The sequence below is a fragment of the Janthinobacterium breve genome, from assembly GCF_051380895.1.
Lineage (GTDB): Bacteria > Pseudomonadota > Gammaproteobacteria > Burkholderiales > Burkholderiaceae_D > Janthinobacterium.
The window spans coordinates 522171-544331 of sequence record NZ_JBNYXY010000002.1; the positions used below are offsets into that span (position 1 = coordinate 522171).

17 protein-coding genes are annotated in these 22161 nt (G+C 63.4%); 3 read left to right on the forward strand and 14 right to left on the reverse strand.

Annotation, left to right across the window (positions count from 1 at the left end; all coding sequences use genetic code 11):
- Positions 1-3 precede the first annotated feature (3 nt).
- The 7 genes from ACQ4W0_RS05160 to ACQ4W0_RS05190 all read right to left on the reverse strand — a co-directional run bounded on the left by ACQ4W0_RS05160 (position 4) and on the right by ACQ4W0_RS05190 (position 7760).
- Positions 4-1356, reverse strand: coding sequence for an amidase (locus ACQ4W0_RS05160; protein WP_436575786.1), 1353 nt, complete (start codon positions 1354-1356; stop codon positions 4-6).
- Positions 1357-1360: 4 nt separating this feature from the next.
- On the reverse strand, positions 1361-2038 hold the full coding sequence (locus ACQ4W0_RS05165; protein ID WP_436575787.1) for a DUF2848 domain-containing protein: 678 nt from the start codon (positions 2036-2038) through the stop codon (positions 1361-1363).
- A 4-nt stretch (positions 2039-2042) separates the two neighbouring features.
- A complete protein-coding gene (locus tag ACQ4W0_RS05170) occupies positions 2043-3377 on the reverse strand; it encodes an MFS transporter (protein ID WP_436575788.1) in 1335 nt (444 codons plus the stop codon).
- A 109-nt stretch (positions 3378-3486) separates the two neighbouring features.
- Entirely contained in the window at positions 3487-4161 is a 675-nt protein-coding gene (locus ACQ4W0_RS05175) for a hypothetical protein (RefSeq protein WP_436575789.1), read from the reverse strand.
- A gap of 132 nt (positions 4162-4293) precedes the next feature.
- The gene (locus ACQ4W0_RS05180; protein ID WP_436575790.1) at positions 4294-5220 is read right to left on the reverse strand and encodes a LysR family transcriptional regulator; all 927 of its coding nucleotides are present in this window, start codon (positions 5218-5220) and stop codon (positions 4294-4296) included.
- Positions 5221-5295: 75 nt separating this feature from the next.
- Positions 5296-6531 (reverse strand): M20/M25/M40 family metallo-hydrolase, encoded by a 1236-nt coding sequence (locus tag ACQ4W0_RS05185; RefSeq protein ID WP_436575791.1) that lies wholly within the window; start codon positions 6529-6531, stop codon positions 5296-5298.
- Positions 6528-7760: a urate hydroxylase PuuD gene (locus tag ACQ4W0_RS05190; protein ID WP_436575792.1), complete on the reverse strand. Its 1233-nt coding sequence runs from the start codon at positions 7758-7760 to the stop codon at positions 6528-6530. Before ACQ4W0_RS05190 ends, ACQ4W0_RS05185 begins: the two co-directional genes overlap by 4 nt.
- A gap of 131 nt (positions 7761-7891) precedes the next feature.
- On the opposite strand from ACQ4W0_RS05190, the gene ACQ4W0_RS05195 reads away from it, so the two are divergent.
- The gene (locus ACQ4W0_RS05195) at positions 7892-8830 is read left to right on the forward strand and encodes a LysR family transcriptional regulator (protein WP_034754583.1); all 939 of its coding nucleotides are present in this window, start codon (positions 7892-7894) and stop codon (positions 8828-8830) included.
- 73 nt (positions 8831-8903) lie between these two features.
- A complete protein-coding gene (locus ACQ4W0_RS05200) occupies positions 8904-10658 on the forward strand; it encodes an allantoate amidohydrolase (protein ID WP_436575793.1) in 1755 nt (584 codons plus the stop codon).
- A gap of 22 nt (positions 10659-10680) precedes the next feature.
- On the opposite strand, the gene ACQ4W0_RS05205 is transcribed toward ACQ4W0_RS05200, so the two are convergent.
- The 7 genes from ACQ4W0_RS05205 to aptA form a co-directional block, all read right to left on the reverse strand.
- A complete protein-coding gene (locus tag ACQ4W0_RS05205) occupies positions 10681-11916 on the reverse strand; it encodes a Zn-dependent hydrolase (protein ID WP_436575794.1) in 1236 nt (411 codons plus the stop codon).
- A gap of 15 nt (positions 11917-11931) precedes the next feature.
- Positions 11932-13323, reverse strand: a complete 1392-nt coding sequence (gene hydA, locus ACQ4W0_RS05210; protein WP_436575795.1) for a dihydropyrimidinase — start codon at positions 13321-13323, stop codon at positions 11932-11934.
- A gap of 21 nt (positions 13324-13344) precedes the next feature.
- Positions 13345-14829 (reverse strand): NCS1 family nucleobase:cation symporter-1, encoded by a 1485-nt coding sequence (locus ACQ4W0_RS05215; RefSeq protein WP_436575796.1) that lies wholly within the window; start codon positions 14827-14829, stop codon positions 13345-13347.
- Positions 14830-14963: 134 nt separating this feature from the next.
- Positions 14964-16244, reverse strand: a complete 1281-nt coding sequence (preA, locus tag ACQ4W0_RS05220) for an NAD-dependent dihydropyrimidine dehydrogenase subunit PreA (protein ID WP_436575797.1) — start codon at positions 16242-16244, stop codon at positions 14964-14966.
- Positions 16244-17611: an NAD(P)-dependent oxidoreductase gene (locus ACQ4W0_RS05225; RefSeq protein WP_436575798.1), complete on the reverse strand. Its 1368-nt coding sequence runs from the start codon at positions 17609-17611 to the stop codon at positions 16244-16246. The genes preA and ACQ4W0_RS05225 overlap by 1 nt, the downstream gene beginning before the upstream one ends.
- 45 nt (positions 17612-17656) lie before the next feature.
- On the reverse strand, positions 17657-19159 hold the full coding sequence (locus ACQ4W0_RS05230) for a CoA-acylating methylmalonate-semialdehyde dehydrogenase (protein WP_436575799.1): 1503 nt from the start codon (positions 19157-19159) through the stop codon (positions 17657-17659).
- A gap of 9 nt (positions 19160-19168) precedes the next feature.
- Positions 19169-20485, reverse strand: coding sequence for an omega-aminotransferase AptA (gene aptA, locus ACQ4W0_RS05235; protein WP_436575800.1), 1317 nt, complete (start codon positions 20483-20485; stop codon positions 19169-19171).
- Positions 20486-20684: 199 nt separating this feature from the next.
- Between aptA and ACQ4W0_RS05240 the strand changes: the two genes are divergently transcribed.
- Positions 20685-22154 carry an aminotransferase-like domain-containing protein gene (locus ACQ4W0_RS05240; RefSeq protein WP_436575801.1) on the forward strand — a complete coding sequence of 490 codons (1470 nt, stop codon included), beginning with the start codon at positions 20685-20687 and terminating at the stop codon, positions 22152-22154.
- Positions 22155-22161: the final 7 nt, after the last annotated feature.

The window sequence follows — 22161 nt, forward strand, 5'->3', positions numbered from 1 at the left end:
TATTTATTGTTGTGCACCTAATACTATCTCGACCGCACGGCCAATTTGCAGCACTCTTTCATCCGCGCCGGCCAGGCCACAAATGCCCAGCCCCACGGGCAGTTCGCCCTCGGCATGGCAAGGCAGGGACAAGGCGCAGCCATCGAGGAAGTTGATCGCACTGGCGTTGCGCAGCGCCAGGCCATTCGTGGCGAAGAAGGTGGCGTCGTCCGCTTCCAGCGGGGCGACTTCCGGTGCGAGAATAGCCACGCTGGGCATCAACCAGGCGTCGAATGGCGCCAGACGCTGCTCTGCCACGGCGATCAGGCGTGCGCGCGCGTCGAGCAAATCGAGGTAGTCAAACGCGCCCTGCTGCTGGCCGCGGCGGATGCGCGCCGCCACGCGCTGGTCGTACTGCGCGCCCTTCTCTTCAAGCAACACCCTGTGCCAGTGCCACGCTTCGGCCGCCACCAGACCACCGCCGCCATTGATCATCGGCAGCTCCAGCAATTCGGGGAAATCGAACTGTTCTACCAGGGCGCCGGCTTGCCGCAACTTGTCCAGCGCGGCGTCGAAAGCCTGCTGCACCTGCGGCGCCACGTGCGTACCGACATAGTCAAGGGTAAAACCGAAGCGCAAGCCTTTCAGGGCTGGCGCGCCATCGGGGATAGCGTGGCCGGACAAGGCCGCATACAGGATGGCGCAGCAATCGACACTGTGTGCGATGGGGCCAGCCGAGTCGAGGGAGCGCGACAAGGGCACCGTGCCGGCCAGCGACACGGAGGCCGCCGTCGGCTTGAAACCGGTCAGGCCGCAAAAGGCGGACGGGATGCGGATCGAGCCGCCCGTGTCCGTGCCCAGCGCGCCGGCCGCCATCGCCAAAGCCACCGTCACGGCGCCGCCAGAAGTAGAGCCACCCGCCACGCGTGCGCGGTCGTGCGGGTTGCGCGGCGTACCGTAATGGGGATTCAAGCCCAGGCCGGAGAATGCAAATTCGCTCATGTTGGTGCGGCCCAGCAGGATGGCGCCGGCCGCGCGCAGGCGCGCCACGGCACCCGCATCGGCATCGGCGGGCGGCGCGTCGGCCAGCGCCAGCGAGGCGGCGCTGCTGACCTGCCCCCTGACGTCGAACAAGTCCTTGATCGAGATGGGTACGCCGGCCAGTGGCGAAGGCACCCAGCCGGCCGCGCGCGCAGCATCGCTGGCGCGCGCTTCCATCAGCGCCTGTTCGCCATCGAGACTGACATAGGCATGGCCGCCCTGCGCCTGGTGCGCCTCGGCGCGTTCCAGCATGCGCTGCGTCAGTTCCACGCTGGTGATGCGGCCGGCTGCCAGGTCGGCCGCCAGTTCGCGGATAGTCTTGCTTAGCTTGCTCATTGTCTTATCCTTCCACGGGCAGGGTTTGCACGGCATAGCGGTGCTGCAGGCGGCGCTGCAAGGCAGGATCATACAGCTCCAACTCGAACGCGTCGCCATGGCCCATCTCGCCGATGATCGGCTGCGTGCCGCAGAACATGGCGCTGCCCACGGGCAGGGTCGCCTGCCCCGTGTAGCGCAGGATCAGCTCTTCCGGTGACAGCATGCGGGTCACGGGGCCGTCCTGGTACAGGGCAGGCACGCCATCGCGCTCGCGCCAGGAACGCATCTGCAGCTGGTCCCAGTGGCCGGCCACGTCGGCATGGCGCCACAGGGTATCGCCCACGGGCTTGCCGCACATCTGCTTCGACACCGTCACGCCATAGCTTTCCACCTTGCGGTCTGTATGATCCGAACCTATCCCCACCAGCAAGCCATATTCGGTGGAAAACAGCACGAACTCGGCCTCGCCCGAGGAATCGCGGCCCGGCACTTCGATGCCGGCATCGCTGGACAGCAGCGCCGCCGAGACCCTATAAAACGTGGGCACGCTTTTCGGGCGCGCCACGCCGATGGCTTCCAGTTCGGCGATATGGTGTTCGACCATCGCCATGTCGCGGCCCGTCCAACCGGCGATGATGAGATTGTCGATGTCGAAGGTGACGGGGCCGTGGCCTGCAAGTTGAAAATTCAATGTCGTCATGATGTTATTCCTCAAGTGGGCTGCGACCCGTTTCGCGGGCAGCAAAGACTGCCGCGCCGGTGATCAGCAAAGCCGCCGCCACATACAGCGAGACGGCCATGGTGCTGTTGTACGAGCGGTACAGGCTGGCGATGACGAGGGGCGCGAAGCCGCCGCCGATCACACCGGCCAGGGTGTAGGCCAGCGAGGAACCCGCATAGCGCACCTTGGTGGGAAATTGCTCGATGACGAAAGCCGCCTGCGGGCCGTACATGATGGCGTGGATGACCAGGCCCCCGACGACGGCCGTGACGATGGCGGCTGGGCTGGCCGTATCCAACAAGGTGAAGAAGGCAAACGCCCACACCAGGCCCAGGATGGCGCCCAGCGCATACACGGGGCGACGGCCAATCTTGTCCGACAGGGCGCCAAACAGGGGCACCGACAGCGCATTGCAGGCCGTGCCGATCATGATGGCGCTCAAAGCCAGGGTCGAGGACAGGTGCAGCACCGTCGTCACATACGTGAGCGTGAACACCACCACCAGCGCATACAGCACGTCCGAGCCGATGCGCACGCCGCCGGCGATCAACAGACGGCGCCAGTAGATGCGCAGCACGTCGCCGATCGGCGCTTCGGCCTTGGCGTCCTGCTGGTCGAGTTCCTTGAACAACGGGGTTTCCTCGATGCCGCTGCGTATCCACATGCCGAAGGCCACCAGCAGCAGGCTGGCGATGAATGGCATGCGCCAGCCCCAGTCCATGAACGCTTCATGCGGCAGCAGATAGGTGATCAGGCCGATGCAGCCCGTCGCCAGCAAGGTGCCGAACGATGGTCCCACCTGCGTCCACGAAGCGTTACGGCCACGCTTGTCCGGCGCGCCGTGTTCGACGGAGATCAGCACGGCGCCGGCCCATTCGCCACCCAGTGCGATGCCCTGCACGAAGCGCAGCGCCACCAGCAGGACCGGGCTCCAGATGCCGGCCGTGGCATACGTGGGCAAAAGGCCCATCAGGCCCGTCGTCACGCCCATCAGCATCAGGGTGACCACCAGCACCCAGCGGCGTCCCAGCTTGTCGCCCAGGTGGCCGAAGATCACGCCCCCGATGGGGCGCGAGATATAGCCGACGGCATACGTGGAAAAGGCCAGGATGGTACCCGTCAGCGGATCGAATGAGGGAAAGAACAGATGGTTGAAGATCAGCGCGGCCATGGTGTTGTAGACGGTGAAGTCATACCATTCCAGGGTCGTGCCGACCATGCTGGCCGTGGCCAGGCGGCCCGTCTTGGGTTTCTCGCCCGGTGCGTCCGCGTGCGCGCTGATGTGCGTACGACCTTGCGCGGTGGTGTGTGTCGTCATTGCCTACCTCTCTAGTCAGTTTTTTTTGCAGGCCCGGCGCAGGATGCTATGCCCTGCGCCGTGGCCCGTGTCTCGTGTTATCAGTGCCGGCAAGATGCGCGCGTGCGCCTCAGGCGGCGTGCAGGTCCGCCTCGCGCAGCTGCCAGGACAGCTGCAAGATGGCCGCCTGTTCGCCGTCGAACCCCAGCGCCGCGCTGGCGGCATTGGCCGCCGCCACGGCGGCGCTTTCGGACGACGCATCGATCAGGAAAATCGGATCGAGCACGCGGCCTTCCTTCTGCTCCGCTGGCAGGGGGCCGGACAGTTTCGCGTCGGGCGTCAGCAAGCGCGTGGAAATCACGCCATCGATCTGCCGCAGCTTCGTCCCCAGCACCGCCAGGCCGGCCACCGCCTGTGCATCCTGGCCGATGGCTTGCTCCCCCAGGCGCAGCACTGCCAGCCAGGCGCCCGTGCCCATGCCCGTTTCCGCCTCGATGGCACAGACGCGGCGCATCGGATCGAGCATGCGCTGCAGATTCGTCACCGACCATGGCGTCTGCTGGCCGAAGGCCTTGAAGTAATCTGGTGTCTGAAAGGCGCCGAGCGAGTCGGTGCGGTACAGGCCCAGGTATTTACGGGGACCGCGCACGCTCTGATAGCGCGTGCCGCTGACAAAACCGGGAATGCGCACGCGCTCTTCCACGTGCTCGCGGTCGTACCAGCGGTTGAAATCGAGTTCGTGTTCCGGTTCGGCGCTGGTCCAGACAAACAGGATGCCGGGCAAGGTGGTGATGGACGTCGTCATGATGGTTCCGTTTGCATTGTAAGTGGGTGCAAACCCAGAATAGGTGGCACGCCATCACTTGGCAAACGGGTTATTCTGAACGCGACTGATAAGTTTTTCTTGTGGGTCGCGCTGACAATGGCAACTTAATTGTCATGTTCGCGCGCCGGCGCCATACTCCTCGCCCAGGCCCAGCGTGAACCTGGCCGCTTCCTCGCACGCCAGCATGGCCACCAGCTGGATCGCCTCCGTGGTGATGTCTTCGCTGTAGCTGATGACGATGCGCTGCGGCGCAAGGGCGCTGGCGCAGGGAATCAGGGCGATGTTGCCTTGCTCGATTTCCTCGCGCAGGGGCGCCAGCGGCAGCACGGCGATGCCGAAGCCCGCTTTTACCAGGCGCACGATGGCGGAGATCGAGCTGACGCAGTGCACGCGGCCCAATTGCACGCCCTCGTCCTGGCACAGCGCCTTCAATGCGGAATGCGGCTGCGAGCCACGGTTCATGGTAATGATGGGGTGCTGCGCCAGTTGCGCCACCGTGAACGGCTTGCCCGTGTCGGGCCAGTCAGCCTTTCTGCCCGCCCAGCCCATTGCGATGGCGCCGCTGCCGGTGCTGCGAATATGGTCGCCCGTCAGCATGTCTGTCTGCAGGGCGATATCGAGCTCGCCCTGCTGCAGCTGTTCGTGCAGGCGGCGCGTCGATTCCGACGTCAATTGAATCTCGATGCCCGGATAGCGCTCCTGCACGCGCTGCAGGAACGGGATCAGCCAGGTATGCACGATGGTTTCAATGACGCCGATGCGCACTTCGCCCGTGATCTGCGCGGGCGAAGAATTGGCCGCATACATGTCACGGCACAGTTCCAACATGCGCTCGGCGTACACGAGCAGATTGCGCCCGGCGAAAGTCAGGCGGATTTCACGCGCGTCGCGGTCGAACAAGCGCGTGCCGAAGTCCTGCTCCAGCGAGGCGATGCGGTTGGAAATGGCCGCCTGCGTGATGTGCAGCTTGTCGGCCGCCGTGCGGAAGCTGCCCAGCCGCGCAGCCCAGACAAACGCTTCGAGAAAACGGGTATTCAATTTGGCTCTTCAATCAATGGGGACTCTTCTTCACAGTTTGAGTGTTCGCCCCATTGTAAGCCAAAGCGCCCTGCCCTATTTTTCGCCCAGGAAGTCGAGCAGGGTCAGTGCGACGATCTTGCTGGCCTTGCGCAAATCGTCCAGCGCCAGGCGCTCATCGGCCTTCTTCGCGTTCGACTCGGGCACCGTGCGCGGACCGGCGCCATACAGCACGGCGGGAATGCCCCGTTCGCCATACAGGCGCGCATCCGCATACAGGGGCGTGCCGACGGCGGGAATCGTCTCGCCCAGAATCGCCTGCGCATTCTTTTGCAGGCTGCCGACCAGCTGCTCGGAGCCGGGCAAGGGCCGCAGCGCGTGCGACAGCAGCAGGCGGCGGATCTCGATGCGGATGCCAGGCTCGCCGCGCACGGCGTCTTCGATCAGCGCGCACACCTGTGCCTCCACCACCACCGGGTCTTCTTCCGGAATCATGCGGCGGTCCATCTTCATGACCACCTTGCCCGGCACCACATTGGTATTCGTGCCGCCGTCGATGCGGCCCACCAGCATGGTGGGCGAGTCGATACCCGCCACCTTGGACTTGATCTTTTTCAGCTCCGGCAACTGCCCGTAGATGGCGTTGAGGATCTTGTTGGCCGCCTGCAAGGCGTCATGCCCCGTCTCCGGCATGGAACCGTGGCCCGACTTTCCGTGCACGGTGATTTCCAGCTGCAGGCAGGCGTTGTGCGCGGTGACGATGCCGTAGCTGAAGCCTGCTGCGATGACGAAATCGGGCTTCGTCAGATTTTGCCCCAGCAGCCAGCCCGGCCCCAGCAAGCCGCCGAATTCCTCGTCATACGTAAAGTGCAGTTCCAGCTGGCCTTTCAAGGGAACACCCAGCGCTTCGAGCGCACGCGCGGCAAACACATAGGTGGCGAAATCGCCTTTTGAGACGGCCGTCGCGCGGCCATACATATAGCCGCCGTCGATCTGGCCGCCATACGGCGGATACGTCCAGTTGTCGCCGGGCGGCACCACGTCGCCATGCGCATTCAGCGCCACCGTCGGCCCGCCCGCCGCATACGGCCGGCGCACGATCAGGTTGGTGATGCTCTGCATGCCGTACGCCACCACCTGGTCCGCAGGCACCGCATGCTTTTCGGCGTTCCAGCCATATGCCTGCAGCAGCTGCGCCACCAGTTCCGCATGGGGCGCGTTATTGCCGGGCGGCGTATCCGTCGGCTGCTGCACCAACCTCTGTAAAAATGCGACTTCTTCGTCGAAGTGATCGTCGATCCAGGCCGTGATCCGTTCTGCGTGCGTTGTCATTTTGCTCCTTGCATGGTCTGTTGTAGCCAGGCGCCCAGTTCACTGCGCTCGGCGTCGGTCATGTTGGTCAGGTTCCCGATCGGCATGGCTTTGAGCTCGATGGCCTGCTTGTAGATTTGCGCCGCGTGCTGGCGAATCTCCGTTTCATTATCCAGCATCATGCCGGCCGGCGCCGTGGCGAAGCCGGGTTGCGTGGGCCGGATCGAATGGCAGGTGGCGCAGCGCTGGGCGATGATGGCATGCACACTCTTGAACTGCGCAGCCAGGTCCACCGCCGGCGCGGCCGCCACGGCCACGGGCGCTTTCGGCGCGATGGTCACGGCCACGCCCAACAGCAGGGCCACGCCGATGGCCGGATAGCGCCACTCGACCCGGCCCTTGTGGCGCAGGTTGAAGAAGTGGCGAATGAAGACGCCGGCCGCCATGATCAGCGCCAGCACCAGCCACGCATGATCGTTCCGGTAGGTCATCGCGTAGTGGTTGCTGATCATGATGAACAGCACGGGCAAGGTAAAGTAATTGTTATGCACGCTGCGCTGCTTGGCCTTCAGGCCATGCTTGGGGTCGGGCAGCTTGCCGGCCGCCATGGCTTCGACCATCTTGCGCTGGCCGGGGATGATCAGCATCAGCACATTGGCCACCATGATGGTGCCGATCATGGCACCCACATGGATGTAGGCGGCGCGCCCGCTGAGCAAATGCGTGAGCACATACGCGGCGCCGACAATCAGCGCGAACACCGTCACGCCGAACCACAGTTCATATTGCGCCAGCTTGGACCGGCACAGCAGGTCGTACACGGTCCAGCCGATGACGAGGGTGGCGATGCCGATGCCGATGGCCTGGCCGCTGGAAATATCCGCCACGGATTTGTCGATCATCATGGCCTGGGCATTGAAGTAGTAGGCAATCGTCAGCAGCGCGAAGCCGGACAGCCAGGTCGAATATGCTTCCCACTTGAACCAGTGCAGTTCCTTCGGCAGTTCGGCGGGGGCCACCAGGTATTTTTGCGGATTATAGAAGCCGCCGCCATGCACGGCCCACAGCTCTCCCGAGACGCCCTTCTTCGCCAGCTCGGAGCCAGGCGCGGGCGGGCGGATCGAGTTGTCGAGCCAGACGAAATAAAAGGAAGCACCGATCCAGGCGATGCCCGTGATGACGTGCAGCCAGCGGACGATCAGGTTCAGCCACTCCAGGCCGTACGGAATCAGGTAGGCAAATACTTCCATAAATTTCCTCTAGTCAGACCGAACCCATATTCGTGCCAATCTACACAAGATAAACGGATTTACCGCCCATCACATGAAAAATATCGTATATTTGACATATTCAAATCGATATACAACAAAGCCGCCGCCACATGTCCAGCCTGCCGCAACACCTCGACCTGCACCTGATCCGCATCCTCTACCTGCTGCTGGTGGAAAAGAATGTCTCACGCGTGGCGCTCAAACTCAATCAGCCGCAACCCTCGATTTCCGCCTCCTTGCGCAAGCTGCGCGAATTGACGGGCGACCCGCTGCTGGTGCGCGGCGCGCGCGGCATGGTGCCCACCCAGCATGGCGAAAGCCTGCTCAATCCGGCCAAGCGCATCCTCGACCAGACGGAGAGCCTGTTCGTCAAGAAAACGCCGTTCGTGGCGCAGGAAGAGGCGCGCACCTTCCATATCGCCGCACCCGACTACCTGGACAGCCAGTTCCTGCCCAATGTCGTGGCCCTGTTGCGCCGCGGTTCGCCGAAAAGCCGCGTGGTGCTGCATAGCCTGGGACCGGGCATCGACCATATCCGCCAACTCTCCGATGGAGGGCTGGACCTGGTCATCGCCAACTGGGACGAGCCGCCCGCCCACCTGCATATCTCGAAGCTGTTCGAAGACCCCATTATCTGCGCCATGCATGCGGAAAACGCCTATGCGCGGCGCACGGCCAGCGACGCCATGACGCTCGACGATTATCTGAGCCTGCCCCACGTGGCGCCGTCGCAGATGATGCCTGGCTACCATGGCGTGATCGACTCCTTCCTCGAACGGCAAAACCTGCAGCGCAACGTGGTGGTCGAATCGGCGTATTTCGGCCTAATCCCCTACATGCTGACGCAGACGGACCTGGTGCTCACCACGGGCCGGCAGTTCATGCGCTTCTATGAAAAAACCCTGCCGCTGAAAACGTATACCGTGCCATTGAAATTCCCGCCGATGCGCTTTTACCAGTTGTGGCACCAGCGCGTGCACCAGGCGCCCGAGCACAAATGGCTGCGCGACCAAGTCAGCGCGGCTGCCAAGGCGCTGGTGCAGCGATAGCCGCTATCAGCACGCGCATATAATGGAGGCAGGCACGGGGCGCTATCATCACCGCTTGCATGATCGGAAAACCATGACCACCCTTTCAGACCTGAACGCCGGCAGCCACGCCGATTTTATCGCGCAACTGCATGGAATTTACGAACATTCGCCCTGGATCGCCCAGCGCGCGGCCCCCGCCCGGCCGTTTGCCAGCCTGACGGCACTCAAGACGGAACTGCAGCGCGTGCTGGCGCAAGCCTCGCCCGAAGAGCAGCTGGGGCTGATACGCGCCCACCCGGAGCTGGCCGGCAAGGCCGCCATCGCGGGACAGCTGACGGCGGAATCGACGCGCGAGCAGGCCAAGTCCGGCCTGAACCTGTGCAGTCCTGACGAATTCGCTACCCTGCAGCGCCTCAACAGCGAGTACAACGTCAAGTTCGGCTTTCCCTTCATCCTGGCCGTCAAGGGCCCGACGGGCGAAGGCTTGACGCGCCAGGACATCATCGCCACGTTTGCGCGACGCCTGAAAAACCGCCACACCGATGAACTGGGCGAATCGCTGCGGCAGATCAAGCGCATCGCCGAGCTGCGCCTGAACGACCTGTTCGACGTGCGCCTGGACTTCGGCCCGGCCATCATGCAGCATGCGGAAACGCTGGCCGGCTGGAGCGACAGCGATTACAACCTCACCTGCGCCTACCTAACGCCAGCGCACCGGAAAACGGCCGCGCAGCTAGCCGACTGGATGCGGGAGGCGGGCATGCAGGTGCACATCGACGCCGTCGGCAATGTGGTCGGCCGTTATCTGTCCGACGCGCCAGGCGCCAAGACCCTGATGACGGGATCGCATTACGACACGGTGCGCAACGGCGGCAAGTACGACGGCCGGCTGGGCATCGTGCTGCCGATCGCCGTCGTGCGCCACCTGCACGAACGGGGCGAAAAGCTGCCCTTCCACGTCGAGGTCGTCGGCTTCGCCGAGGAGGAAGGCGTGCGCTTCAAGAGTACGTTTTTGGGCAGCACGGCCGTGACGGGCAGGTTCGATTTGTCGCTGCTGGAACAGGTTGATGCGGACGGCATGAGCATGCGCGACGCTCTGGCCGCCGCAGGTCACGAGGCGAGCGCCATCGGCGCCATCGCGCGCGATCCCGCCACCTTGCTCGGCTATGTGGAAGTGCATATCGAGCAGGGCCCCGTGCTGCTTGAGCGCGACTTGCCGCTGGGGATCGTCACGGCGATTGCCGGCAGCTCGCGCTACCTGGTGAATCTTGGCGGCGTGGCCAGCCACGCAGGCACCACACCCATGAACATGCGCAAGGATGCCGCCAGTGCGGCCGCCGAAATCATCCTGCTGGTGGAGCAGCGCTGCAACCATGGCGAGGCGCTCGTGGGTACCGTGGGCCAGTTGCAGGTGCCTAACGGTTCCGTCAACGTGATCGCCGGCGCCTGCACCCTGTCGCTCGACATCCGCGCGGCCAGCGACGCCGTGCGCCAGGCGGCCGTCGACGACATCCTCGATGGCATCGCCGCCATCTGCGCGCGGCGCCAGATCGACTATCAGCTGGAACTGCTGCTGTCGGCGCGTGCTGCGCCGTGCGCGCCATGGCTGATGGCGCAGTTGGCCAAAGCCGTGGCATCGGTCGGCGTCGAACCATACGCGCTGCTGTCGGGCGCCGGCCACGATGCCATGGCCATGGCCGCCATCACCGACGTGGCCATGCTGTTTACCCGCTGCGGCAATGGAGGCATCAGCCACAACCCGCTGGAAACCATGACGGCTGACGACGCCGACATCGCGGCGCGCGCGCTGCTGGCGTTTTTACGCAACTTCCAGCCCAAGCCCTGAGTGGGGGAAGTGGGCCGGTGACCTATACGGCCACGGCCCGCTCCAGCATCGCGTGCAACAGCACATTGCAGCCCGCTTCCAGGTGCTCGGGCTTGGCATCCTCGATTTCATTGTGGCTGATGCCGTCCTTGCACGGCACGAAGATCATGCCGGCCGGCGCCAACCGGGCCGCGTAGATGGCGTCGTGACCGGCGCCGGAGACCACATCCATCACGGAGTAGCCGAGTTTGGCCGTGGCATTGCGTACGGCGCCCACGCAGTCAGGGTGGAACGGGCATGGCGGGTAATAGGAAACCCGTTCAAGAGATATATCCATTCCCGTGCCGGTGCGCGTGGCGTCGATGAAGGCCGTGATCTCGCCATGCATGGTGTTGAGCAGTTCATCGTTCACATTGCGCAGGTCGATGCTGAACTTGACTTCACCAGGGATTACGTTGCGGCTGTTCGGGAAGACCTGCACCATGCCCACCGTGCCACGCCCATACGGCGGATAGCGGTTGGCGATGGCGACGACTTCCTGCATGATGCTGGTAGCCACCTGCAGTGCATCCTTGCGCAGCCCCATGGGCGTGGGACCCGCATGCGCTTCCATGCCCGTCACGACGCAGTCGTACCACGACAGCCCCATGACAGCCGGCACCACGCCGATGACCTTGTCGGCATCCTCCAGCACGGGGCCTTGTTCGATATGCGTTTCAAAGTAGGCACCGATGGGATGCTCGCCTGGCACCTGCTCGCCCTTGTATCCGATGCGCGCCAGCTCCTCGCCCACCGTTTTTCCTTCCGTATCCTTTGCCGCATACGCGGTTTCGAGCGAGAAGGCGCCGCAAAATACGCCGGAACCCATCATCACGGGCACGAAGCGCGAGCCTTCCTCGTTGGTCCAGAAGGCCACTTCGATGGGCGATCGCGTCTTGATATTGAGGTCGTTCAGGGTGCGCACCACTTCCAGGCCCGCCAGCACGCCGTAATTGCCATCGAACTTGCCGCCCGTGGGCTGCGTGTCGATATGGCTGCCTGTCATCACGGGCGGCAAGCTATTGTCTGCGCCGTCGCGGCGCATGAAGACATTGCCGATCTGGTCGATGGTGATGCTCATGCCCGCCTCACGGCCCCAGCGCACCACCAGGTCGCGGCCCTGTTTATCCAGGTCCGTCAGGGCCAGGCGCTTGACGCCGCCCTTCACTGTCGCGCCGATCTGCGCCAGTTCCATCAGGGCCGCCCACAATCGTTCGCCATTGATGCGTAGATCATCCATTATTGTCTCCTGACTTCATGCGCTGGTGGGGGAAAAGGCGGGCCGTCCGATATAGCGCCCGGCCCCTTCGACGGCCATCAGCTCGCCCTGGTGGAACACCACCTTGCCGGCGGCAATCGTGGTGCGGGGGATGCCGCGCACGGTACGCCCTTCGAAGACGTTGAAGCCCCCTTTGGCGAACTGCGTGGCAGCGGAAATGGTGCGCGTGGCCTGCGGGTCCCACAGCACGATGTCGGCATCGCTGCCCGCGGCGATGAGGCCCTTGCGCGGATACATATTGAAGATCTGCGCCGCATTGGTCGACGATACCTTGACGAATTCGGAGGGCGTGAGCATGCCGGAATTGACGCCAGCATCCCACACCACGGCCATGCGTTCCTCGACGCCGCCGCAGCCGTTCGGGATGCGCGTGAAGTCCTGCTTGCCGGCTGCCTTCTGCTCGGCACAAAAAGTACAGTGGTCGGTAGCCGTCGTGTGCAGGTTGCCGCTTTGCAGACCATGCCACAGCGCCGCCTGATGGTGCTTGCCGCGAAACGGGGGACTCATGACGTGACCCGCCACGTAGTCGAAATCATCGCTCTGGTAGACGCTGTCGTCGATCACCAGGTGACCCGCCAGCGCTTCGCCGTACACGCGCTGGCCGTTGGCGCGCGCGCGCGTGATGGCGTCCAGCGACTCCGCGCACGAGACGTGCACGATGTACACGGGGGTATTGAGAACGTTGGCGATGGCGATGGCGCGGTTGGCCGCCTCTGCCTCCACGGCAGGGGGGCGGGACAGGGGATGCGCCTGCGGCCCGGTAATCCCCTTCTTGAGCAAGGCTTGCTGCAATTGAAAAACCAGCTCGCCGTTTTCCGCATGCACCGTGGGCAGCGCGCCCAGTTCCAGCGAGCGGGTAAAGCTTTTCACCAGGGTTTCATCGTCGGCCATGATGGCGTTTTTATAGGCCATGAAGTGCTTGAAGCTGTTCACGCCATGCTCGCGCACGAGGGTGCCCATCTCTTCATGTACCTGCTCGCTCCACCAGGTGATCGCCACGTGGAATGTGTAGTCGCCGGCCGCCTTGGCCGACCATACACGCCACTGGTGATACGCCTCGATCAGCGACTGCTTCGGGGCGGGAATGACGAAGTCCATGATGGTGGTGGTACCGCCCGCCAATCCCGCCGCCGTGCCCGTGAAAAAATCGTCCGCCGTCACGGTGCCCATGAAGGGTAAATTCATGTGCGTGTGGGTATCTATCCCGCCAGGCATCACGTACAGACCACCCGCGTCGATCACGGTGGCGCCGACCGGCACCGGCAGGTTCTCGCCGACGGCGGCTATCGTGTCGCCCTCGATCAGCACATCGGCGCGAAACGCGCGGTCGGCGTTGACGACGGTACCGCCACGTATCAGTGTAGTCATCTTGTCTCCTTCTCGAAAAGATCAGGACTGCGGCGCCTGCTGCACGTGCGCCACGGTTTTACCCTTCATCATGACGCCGTAGACGACTGCGGCGATGGCCACGCCCACGAACCAGGCGTAGGTGTAGATGGTTTTAAAACCTTCGGCCACGCCGGGAAACGCCGTGGGAAAGGCCGCGTTCAAGAAACCCGGGATATTCGGCAGCACGGCGATGACAAAGGCGATCAGCGCCGCCATGTTCCAGCCATTGCCATACGAGTAGATGCCATCGTCGCGGTACAGCTGTTTGACGTCGAGCTGCGTCTTGCGCACAAAGTAGTAGTCGACGATGAGGATGCCGGCGATGGGGCCCAGCAAGGCCGAGTAGCCGATCAGCCACGTGAAGATGTAGCCCTGCGTCGACTCGAGCACCTTCCACGGCATCATGACGATAGCAATGAAGGCCGTGATATAGCCACCCATCTTGTATGAAATCTGCTTCGGCGCCAGCGAGGAAAAATCGTATGCCGGACCCACCAAGTTGGCCGCCAGGTTGACACTGACCGTATCGATCAGCAGGATGATCAGGGCGATCAGCACGGCGGCGCCCGTCATGCGGCTGGCCAGGTCGACCGGGTCCCAGATGGCCTTGCCGTACATGACGACCGAACCGGCAGTGACGATCACGGCCAGCATGGCCAGCAATCCCATGGGCACGGGCAAGCCGATGGACTGGCCGATCACCTGGTCGCGCTGTGTCTTGGCGAAGCGCGTGAAGTCGGGGATGTTCAATGCCAGGGTGGCCCAGAAACCCACCATGGCCGTCAACGACGGCCAGAAGACGCTCCAGAACTGGCCCGCTTTTTTACCTCCGGGGATGAATTGCGATGGCTGGTCCAGCAGGCTGGCCACGCCGCCGGCCTTGCTGTGCACCCAGTACAGCAGCACGAAGCAGATAAGGATTTTCAGCGGCGCCGTATAGGTCTCGAGCTTGCGGATCGATTCCATGCCGTGCAGGATGTAATAGAACTGAATGGCCCAGAAAGCCAGGAAACACAGCAGCTGGCTGCCATTGATGCCCAGGCCCGCGATCTTCTCGCCGCCCAGTTCATGCCCCATCAACACGCCCATCAGGGTATAGATCATCTGCCCGCCGAACCAGGTCTGGATGCCGTACCAGCCGCAGGCGACGATGGCGCGCATCAGCGCCGGCAAGCGCGCACCCATCGTGCCGAACGAGGCGCGCGCCAGCACGGCATACGGAATGCCGTACTTGGTGCCGGCATGGCCGATCAGCAGCATGGGCAAGAGCACGATGGCGTTGGCGAGAAATACCGTGAGCACGGCCTGGTAACCGGACATGCCACTGTCGATCAGGCTGGCCGACAGGGTGTAGGCGGGAATGCACATCACCATGCCGACCCATAGCGCGGCGAAGTGATACCAGCGCCAGGTGCGCTGTGCCGCCGTGGTGGGCGCAAGGTCTTCATTCCAGAGTTGCGTGTTGCCTGAATAGTCGTGGTTCACAGGTATGCTCCATCGGTTGGGAGGGGATCGGTTTTATAGAAACGGCTCGACGTTTAAGTCAATCTAGCTTACCGCAAAGGCCAGCCGTTGTTTATAAAATAAACACACGCAAGATACATGCCTTGATGCGTGCCCTATGCCGTCTCCACCAACGCATGCGGGTTGCGTGGGTCCTGCGTCCAGTTCATGTACGGCTTGTCCGTGACCTGCGGCACCATCGTGATGCAGCCCTGCACCGGACAGGTGATTTCACACAGATTGCAACCCACGCATTCCTCCTTGATCACCTCATACGTGCGCGTGCCGGCAGCGTCGATCAGTTGCGCAATCGACTGGTGCGAGGTGTCTTCACAGGCCACATAGCACTTGCCGCACTTGATGCAGTCATCCTGGTTGATGTGCGCGATGACCTGGTAATTCATGTCCAGGTATTTCCAGTCCGTCGTGTTGGCCACGGCCTTGCCGGAAAAGTCGCTGATGCGTTCGTAGCCCTTCTCATCCATCCAGCGCGACAGGCCATCCTTCATCTCTTCGACGATGCGGAAACCATGCAGCATGGCGGCCGTGCACACCTGCACGCAGCCGGCGCCCAGGGCGATGAATTCGGCCGCGTCGCGCCAGTTACCGATGCCGCCGATGCCGGAAATGGGCAGGCCCCGCGTCTGCGGATCGCGGGCGATTTCCGCCACCATGTTCAGGGCAATCGGCTTGACGGCCGCACCGCAATAGCCGCCATGCGTGCTGGCGCCGCCCACGATGGGCAAGGCCACCATGCGGTCCAGGTCCAACGAGGTGATCGAGTTGATGGTGTTGATCAGCGAGACGGCATCGGCGCCGCCCGCCTTGGCCGCGCGCGCCGGCATGCGCACGTCCGTGATGTTGGGCGTGAGCTTGACGATGACGGGCAGGCGGCTGTGCTTTTTGCACCAGGCAGTGACCATCTGCACATACTCGGGAACCTGGCCCACGGCCGCGCCCATACCCCGCTCCGGCATGCCATGGGGGCAGCCGAAATTGAGTTCGATACCATCGGCACCCGTCGCCTCGACCTTGGGCAGGATGTCGGCCCAATAGTGCTCTTCGCAGGGCAGCATCAGGGAGACGATCATGGCGCGGTCCGGCCAGTCCTTTTTCACCTGCGTGATTTCGCGCAGGTTGATCTCCAGCGAACGGTCGGTAATGAGTTCGATGTTATTGAAGCCCACCACTTCTCGGTTCTTGCCATACAGGGCGGAATAGCGCGACGAGACGTTGACGGCGGCCGGGTCTTCACCCAGGGTTTTCCACACCACGCCGCCCCACCCCGCTTCGAAGGCGCGCACCACGTTATAGGCCTTGTCGGTGGGTGGCGCGGAGGCCAGCCAGAAAGGATTCGGCGCCTTGATGCCGCAAAATTCGATGCTGAGATCAGCCATTATGCAGCCTCCACTTTATTCAAGAAATCGGAATGGATGGCCAGTGCGGCCAGCTTGCCATGCTGAACGGCTTGCACCGTCAAGTCCTGCCCCGGCGCCACGCAGTCGCCGCCCGCGTAGATACCCGGCAGCACCGTGCGAAAGCCCGCATCGACGGCGATCTTGTCACCCTCCCGTTTCAACAGCGACGCCATCGGGTCATGCAGCACTTCGGTGTCCAGGCTCTGGCCGATGGCCTTGAAGATGGCGTCGGCCGCCACGTCGAACGTTTCGCCGGTGCCCGCCAGGCGCGTGCCCTGCATCCGCGTTTTCTCGAAACGCATGCCGGCCACATGGCCAGTCGCGTCGAGCAGTACCTGCTGCGGCTGGGCCCACGTCAGCATGCGCACCTGGTTAGCCTTGGCGATATCCTGTTCGTGGTGGGTGGCCGTCATGGCGTCGAAACCGCGCCGGTATACGAGGGTGACTTCCTCGGCGCCCAAACGGCCAATCTGCACGGCCATGTCGATGGCCGTATTGCCGGCGCCAATCACAATCGCCCGCTTCGGCACGGGCAGCGCGGCCAGGTCGTCCGCCTGGCGCAGCGCGCTGATATAGTCGACGGCGGCCAGCAAGCCAGGCGCCTCCTCGCCCGTCAGGCCCAGCTTGCGGCTGGCGCCCAGGCCCAGGCCCAGGAAGACGGCATCGTACTGCGCGTGCAAGTCGCGCAGCTGCACGTTTTCACCCAGCGCCTGGCGACATCGGATCTCGATGCCGCCTATCTGCAGCAGGAAGTCGATTTCCTTTTGCGCAAAATCGTCCGTCAGCTTGTACTTGGCGATGCCGTACTCATTCAAGCCGCCGGCCTTGTCTTCCTTTTCAAAGATCACCACGTCGTGGCCCAGCATGGCCAGGCGGTGCGCACACGACAGGCCCGCCGGTCCCGCGCCGACGATGGCAATCGTCTTGCCCGTGCTTGCCGCCCGTTTGAACGGATGCTGTGCGAAATGCATGTGGTCGACGGCGTAGCGCTGCAAGAGGCCAATCTTGACGGGCTGGCCTTCCGCGTCGTGGTTGCGCACGCAGACGTGTTCGCACAGGATTTCCGTGGGGCAGACGCGGGCACAGCTGCCGCCCAGGATATTCTGTTTCAGGATGCCGGCGGCGGCGCCGTTGATGTTCTTGTCGTGGATATTGCGGACGAAGCTGGCCACGTCGATTTCCGACGGACAGATGCGGCTGCACGGCGCGTCGTAGCAATACAGGCAGCGGGCGCTTTCGATAGCCGCCTGGCGCGCCGTCAGGGGCGGCGCCAGATCCGTGAAATGGCCCGCCAATTCCTCGTTGGGCAGGGCGGGATGCGGCAAATAGTTCAGGGACTCGATCATCGCGTTTTCCTTCTTTGAGCCTGCGGTGGATTTAGTGTAAAACCGTCACTTCATTTGGGGAAAAGCAAATTCCACACCAGCGCTTGCCGTGTTCGGCCAGCGCTGCATCACGGCCTTATGGCGCGTGTAGAAACGCACGCCTTCGGGTCCGTACGCGTGGTGGTCGCCGAACATGCTGCGCTTCCAGCCGCCAAAGCTGTTGAAGGCCATCGGCACTGGCAAGGGAATGTTGACGCCCACCATGCCGACCTGGATCTGGCGCACGAATTCGCGCGCCACGCCGCCGTCGCGCGTGTAGATGGCCACGCCGTTGCCATACTCGTTGGCGTTGATCAGCGCCACCGCATGCACCACGTCAGGACACCGCAGCACGCACAGCACGGGGCCAAAAATTTCTTCCTTGTAGATGCTCATGTCGCGCGTCACATGGTCGAACAAAGTACCGCCGACAAAGAAGCCGTTCTCGCGGCCCGCCACCACATGGTTGCGGCCATCGACCACTAAAGTCGCGCCCTGCTCCACGCCCGAGGCGATGAGTTTTTCGATCCGGTACTTGGCTGCCAGCGAGACGACGGGTCCCATTTCCGCACCATCAGCCATGCCGTCGCGCACTTTCAGTGCAGCCGTGCGCGTTGCCAGTGCATCGATCAACTTGTCGCCCGCGTCGCCCACGGCCACCACCACCGAGATAGCCATGCAGCGCTCACCCGCCGAACCGTAGGCAGCACCGATCAGCGCATCGACTGTCATGTCCATGTCCGCATCGGGCATCACCACCATATGGTTTTTCGCGCCGCCCAGCGCTTGCACGCGCTTGCCGCTGGCGCTGCCGCGCGCATAGATGTATTCGGCAATCGGCGTGGAGCCGACAAAGCTGATCGCCTGCACCACGGGGTGGTCGAGCAAGGCGTCGACCGTCACCTTGTCACCCTGCACCACGTTGAAGACGCCGTCGGGCAAGCCGGCTTCTTTCAGCAATTTCGCGTGCAGCAGGGAGGCCGACGGATCGCGCTCGGATGGCTTCAAGACGAAGGTATTGCCGCAGGCGATGGCGACGGGGAACATCCACATCGGCACCATCACGGGGAAATTGAATGGTGTGATGCCAGCCACCACGCCCAGCGCCTGGCGCATGGACCAGGCGTCGATGCCGCGCGAAATCTGGTCCGTGAATTCACCTTTCAGCAATTGCGGAATACCGACGGCAAATTCCACCATCTCGATGCCGCGCGCCACTTCGCCCTGCGCATCGGCAAAGGTCTTGCCATGCTCGCGCGTGAGCATGGCGGCGAATTCGTCCGTGTGCTGCTGGCACAGCTGCAGGTAGCGGAACAGGACACGCGCGCGCGTCAACGGCGGCGTGGCCGACCATGCGGGAAAGGCGGCGGCGGCGGCCTGCACGGCCGCGTCGACGTCTTCCACGGTGCCCAGCGCAACCCTGGCGACAGGTTTGCCCAGGGCCGGGTTATACACGTCGCCGTAGCGGCCACTTTTGGTGTCGACCTTGGCGCCGTTGATGTAGTGGGTAATCGTATCGAGATCAGTCATGGGGCTTCCTTAATCGAGGTTTTTCAGCACGGTCGCCAGCTTGCCGAACAGCTCGTCGATATGCTGTTTTTCCAGCACCAGCGGCGGCGACAGGGCGATGATGTCGCCTGTCGTGCGTATCAGCACGCCGTCAGCGAATGCCTGCTTGAAGGCGTTGAAGGCGCGCGTGCCGGGCTTGCCGGCGATGGGATCGAGTTCGATGCCGGCGATCAGGCCGATGCTGCGCAAGTCGATCACGTGCGGCAAGCCTTTCAGCGAATGCACGGCATCCTGCCAATACCCCTGCATCCCTTTCGCATGACCGAGGATGTCTTGTTCCTCGAACACTTGCAGGGTGGCCAGCGAGGCTGCGCAGGCGAGCGGGTGGCCGGAATACGTGTAGCCGTGGAGCAGTTCGATACCCGGTGGCGCGTCCATGAAGGCGTCGTGGATGTACTGTTTGCTGAACACGGCGCCCATCGGCACCATGCCGTTGGTCAGGCCCTTGGCCGTCGTCATCAAGTCCGGCTCGACGTCGAAATAGTCGGCTGCGAATGGCGTCGTCATACGGCCAAAACCCGTGATCACTTCATCGAAGATGAGCAGGATGCCGTGTTTGGTGCACAGCTCGCGCAAGCGTTTCAAATAGCCTTTCGGCGGGATCAGCACGCCCGTGGAACCGGCCACCGGTTCGACGATGACGGCGGCAATCGTCGAGGCGTCGTGCAGGGCGACGATGCGTTCCAGTTCATCGGCCAGGTGGGTGCCGTATTCGGGTTCGCCCACCGTGTAGGCGTTCTTGTCCAGGTTGTGCGTGTGCGGCAGGTGGTCCACACCGGGCAGCAAAGGGCCGAAGGTCTTGCGGTTGCCGCCGATGCCGCCCACGGAAATGCCGCCAAAGCCCACGCCGTGATAACCGCGTTCGCGGCCGATCAAGCGGGTGCGAGCGCCCTCGCCGCGCGCCCGGTGATAAGCCAGCGCGATCTTGAGAGCAGTGTCGACGGCTTCGGAACCGGAGTTCGTATAAAACACGTGGCCAAATTTATGCCCCGTGTACTCCATCAGTTTTTCCGCCAAGTCGAAGGCGGCCGGATGGCCCATCTGGAAGGTGGGTGCGAAGTCGAGCTGGCCCACCATTTCGCGGATGGCGCCGACGATTTTCGGCTGCGCATGGCCGCATGGCACGCACCACAGGCCGGCCGTGCCATCGAGGATGGCGTTGCCATCGACATCCTTGTAGTACATGCCTTCGGCCGAGACCAGCAGGCGCGGGTTGGCCTTGAAATCGCGGTTGTTGGTAAACGGCATCCAGAATGCCGACATCGATTCTGGCCTAGTTTCGTTCATGACCTTCTCCTTGGGATGGGCTGCCGCGGCGCCAAGATCGTTTTTGACGAAGCGTAAAATAATTTACCAGTTGGCAAAAAGCTGATGTAATAATAGACAGGCCATCCCCAATGGCACAGATACACAAACGGCAAAGTATCCCAACCGTACAGGTCGAAAAACCACTACAGTTTTGTGCAAGGCAGCATAAGGAGCCACCGTGAAGCACAGCGACAGCACAGACGAGGCCCCCGAGCAAGGCAGTGGCTGGCCCGTGCTGGACATCGACCGCCAGAAGAAAGGCGGGCTGGTCGAACAGATCGTCATCGCCATCAGCGTCATGGTAGGCAGCCGCGTGCTGCGCATCGGCACGCGAATGCCGTCCGTGCGCCAGTTCGCCCGGTGCAATGGCGTGTCGACCTTTACCGTCGTCGAATCGTATGACCGCCTGGTCAACCTGGGCCTGCTATCGTCACGGCGCGGCTCCGGCTATTTCGTCGCGCGCCACGATATCGCCGCCTCGCCGCAGGCCGCCCTCATTGCCAACACCCTTGCCAGTCCCACCGCCATCGACGCCCTCACGCCTGACCTGTATTCGGGCGTGTCCGATGCCCTGCCCGTGGGGGCGGGCTGGCTACCGCCCGAGATGTATGGCGAAGCGACCGTGCTCGATGCCGTGCGCCAGGCCATGCGCATACCCGCCAGCCGCCTGCGCGGCTATGGCCACCCGCTGGGCTTTCCCTCGCTGCGCCAGCACCTGGCAACAAGCCTGTCGGAAGAGCTGTTCCAGGTGGAGCCGGACCAGGTTTTGCTGACGCATGGCGCCACGCATGCCTTCGATTTGATCCTGCGCAGCCTGACCAAGCCGGGCGACACGGTCCTGGTGGAAGACCCCGGCTACAGCAATCTGCAGTCGCTGATACGCCACCACGGCTGCATCCCCGTCGGCGTCAACCGCAGCGAGGCGGGCCTGGACCTCGATGCGCTGGCCAGCGAGGCCGCGCGCACCCAGCCCAAGCTGATGTTCGTCAACACGGTGCTGCAAAATCCACTGGGTACCTCGCTCAGCCAGGCGCAAACGCACCGCCTGCTGGCACTGGCCGAACAATTCGATTTCTGGCTGGTGGAAGACGATATCTACCGCGAACTGGCGGCGCGCGGCGAAGCCTCGCTGGCGGCCATGGATGGCTTGCGCCGCGTGATCCGAGTGGGCAGTTTTTCCAAGACCCTGTCGCCCGTGCTGCGCGTGGGGTCGATTTGCGCCTCGCCGTCGCTGGTGGCCGAACTGGTGCGCGTGAAAATGCTGGCCGGACTGACGACGTCGGAAATCAACGAGCGCGCCGTCTACCACGCCATCTCCGCGCGGCCCTACAAGCGCATGGTCGAGCGCCTCGTGGCGCAGCTCGGTGCGGCCCGCGAACGCAGCATCGACTGCCTGGCGCAGGCGGGCATGGCGCCCGTGGCGCGGCCCCGTGGCGGCATGTTCGTCAGCGCCGGCTGGCCCGACCTGCAGACGCCGGAATGGAATGGCAAGATCATCGCCGACATGGCCTTGAAGGCCGGCATCCTGCTGTCGCCGAACGAATTTTTCATGCTGCGCGCGCCCGAGACGGTGTGGTTCCGCTTCAACGTGGCCTACACCGATACCCCCGTGCTGCAAGCCTTCCTGCAATCGATACGCCCACGCTAAAGAATCC

Bases quoted from the DNA above. Each gene is read 5' to 3' on its own strand.
- ACQ4W0_RS05160 (WP_436575786.1), bottom strand. From the start codon at position 1,356: ATGAGCAAGCTAAGCAAGACTATCCGCGAACTGGCGGCCGACCTGGCA.
- ACQ4W0_RS05165 (WP_436575787.1), bottom strand. From the start codon at position 2,038: ATGACGACATTGAATTTTCAACTTGCAGGCCACGGCCCCGTCACCTTC.
- ACQ4W0_RS05170 (WP_436575788.1), bottom strand. From the start codon at position 3,377: ATGACGACACACACCACCGCGCAAGGTCGTACGCACATCAGCGCGCAC.
- ACQ4W0_RS05175 (WP_436575789.1), bottom strand. From the start codon at position 4,161: ATGACGACGTCCATCACCACCTTGCCCGGCATCCTGTTTGTCTGGACC.
- ACQ4W0_RS05185 (WP_436575791.1), bottom strand. From the start codon at position 6,531: ATGACAACGCACGCAGAACGGATCACGGCCTGGATCGACGATCACTTC.
- ACQ4W0_RS05190 (WP_436575792.1), bottom strand. From the start codon at position 7,760: ATGGAAGTATTTGCCTACCTGATTCCGTACGGCCTGGAGTGGCTGAAC.
- ACQ4W0_RS05195 (WP_034754583.1), top strand. From the start codon at position 7,892: ATGTCCAGCCTGCCGCAACACCTCGACCTGCACCTGATCCGCATCCTC.
- ACQ4W0_RS05200 (WP_436575793.1), top strand. From the start codon at position 8,904: ATGACCACCCTTTCAGACCTGAACGCCGGCAGCCACGCCGATTTTATC.
- ACQ4W0_RS05205 (WP_436575794.1), bottom strand. From the start codon at position 11,916: ATGGATGATCTACGCATCAATGGCGAACGATTGTGGGCGGCCCTGATG.
- hydA (WP_436575795.1), bottom strand. From the start codon at position 13,323: ATGACTACACTGATACGTGGCGGTACCGTCGTCAACGCCGACCGCGCG.
- preA (WP_436575797.1), bottom strand. From the start codon at position 16,244: ATGGCTGATCTCAGCATCGAATTTTGCGGCATCAAGGCGCCGAATCCT.
- ACQ4W0_RS05225 (WP_436575798.1), bottom strand. From the start codon at position 17,611: ATGATCGAGTCCCTGAACTATTTGCCGCATCCCGCCCTGCCCAACGAG.
- ACQ4W0_RS05230 (WP_436575799.1), bottom strand. From the start codon at position 19,159: ATGACTGATCTCGATACGATTACCCACTACATCAACGGCGCCAAGGTC.
- aptA (WP_436575800.1), bottom strand. From the start codon at position 20,485: ATGAACGAAACTAGGCCAGAATCGATGTCGGCATTCTGGATGCCGTTT.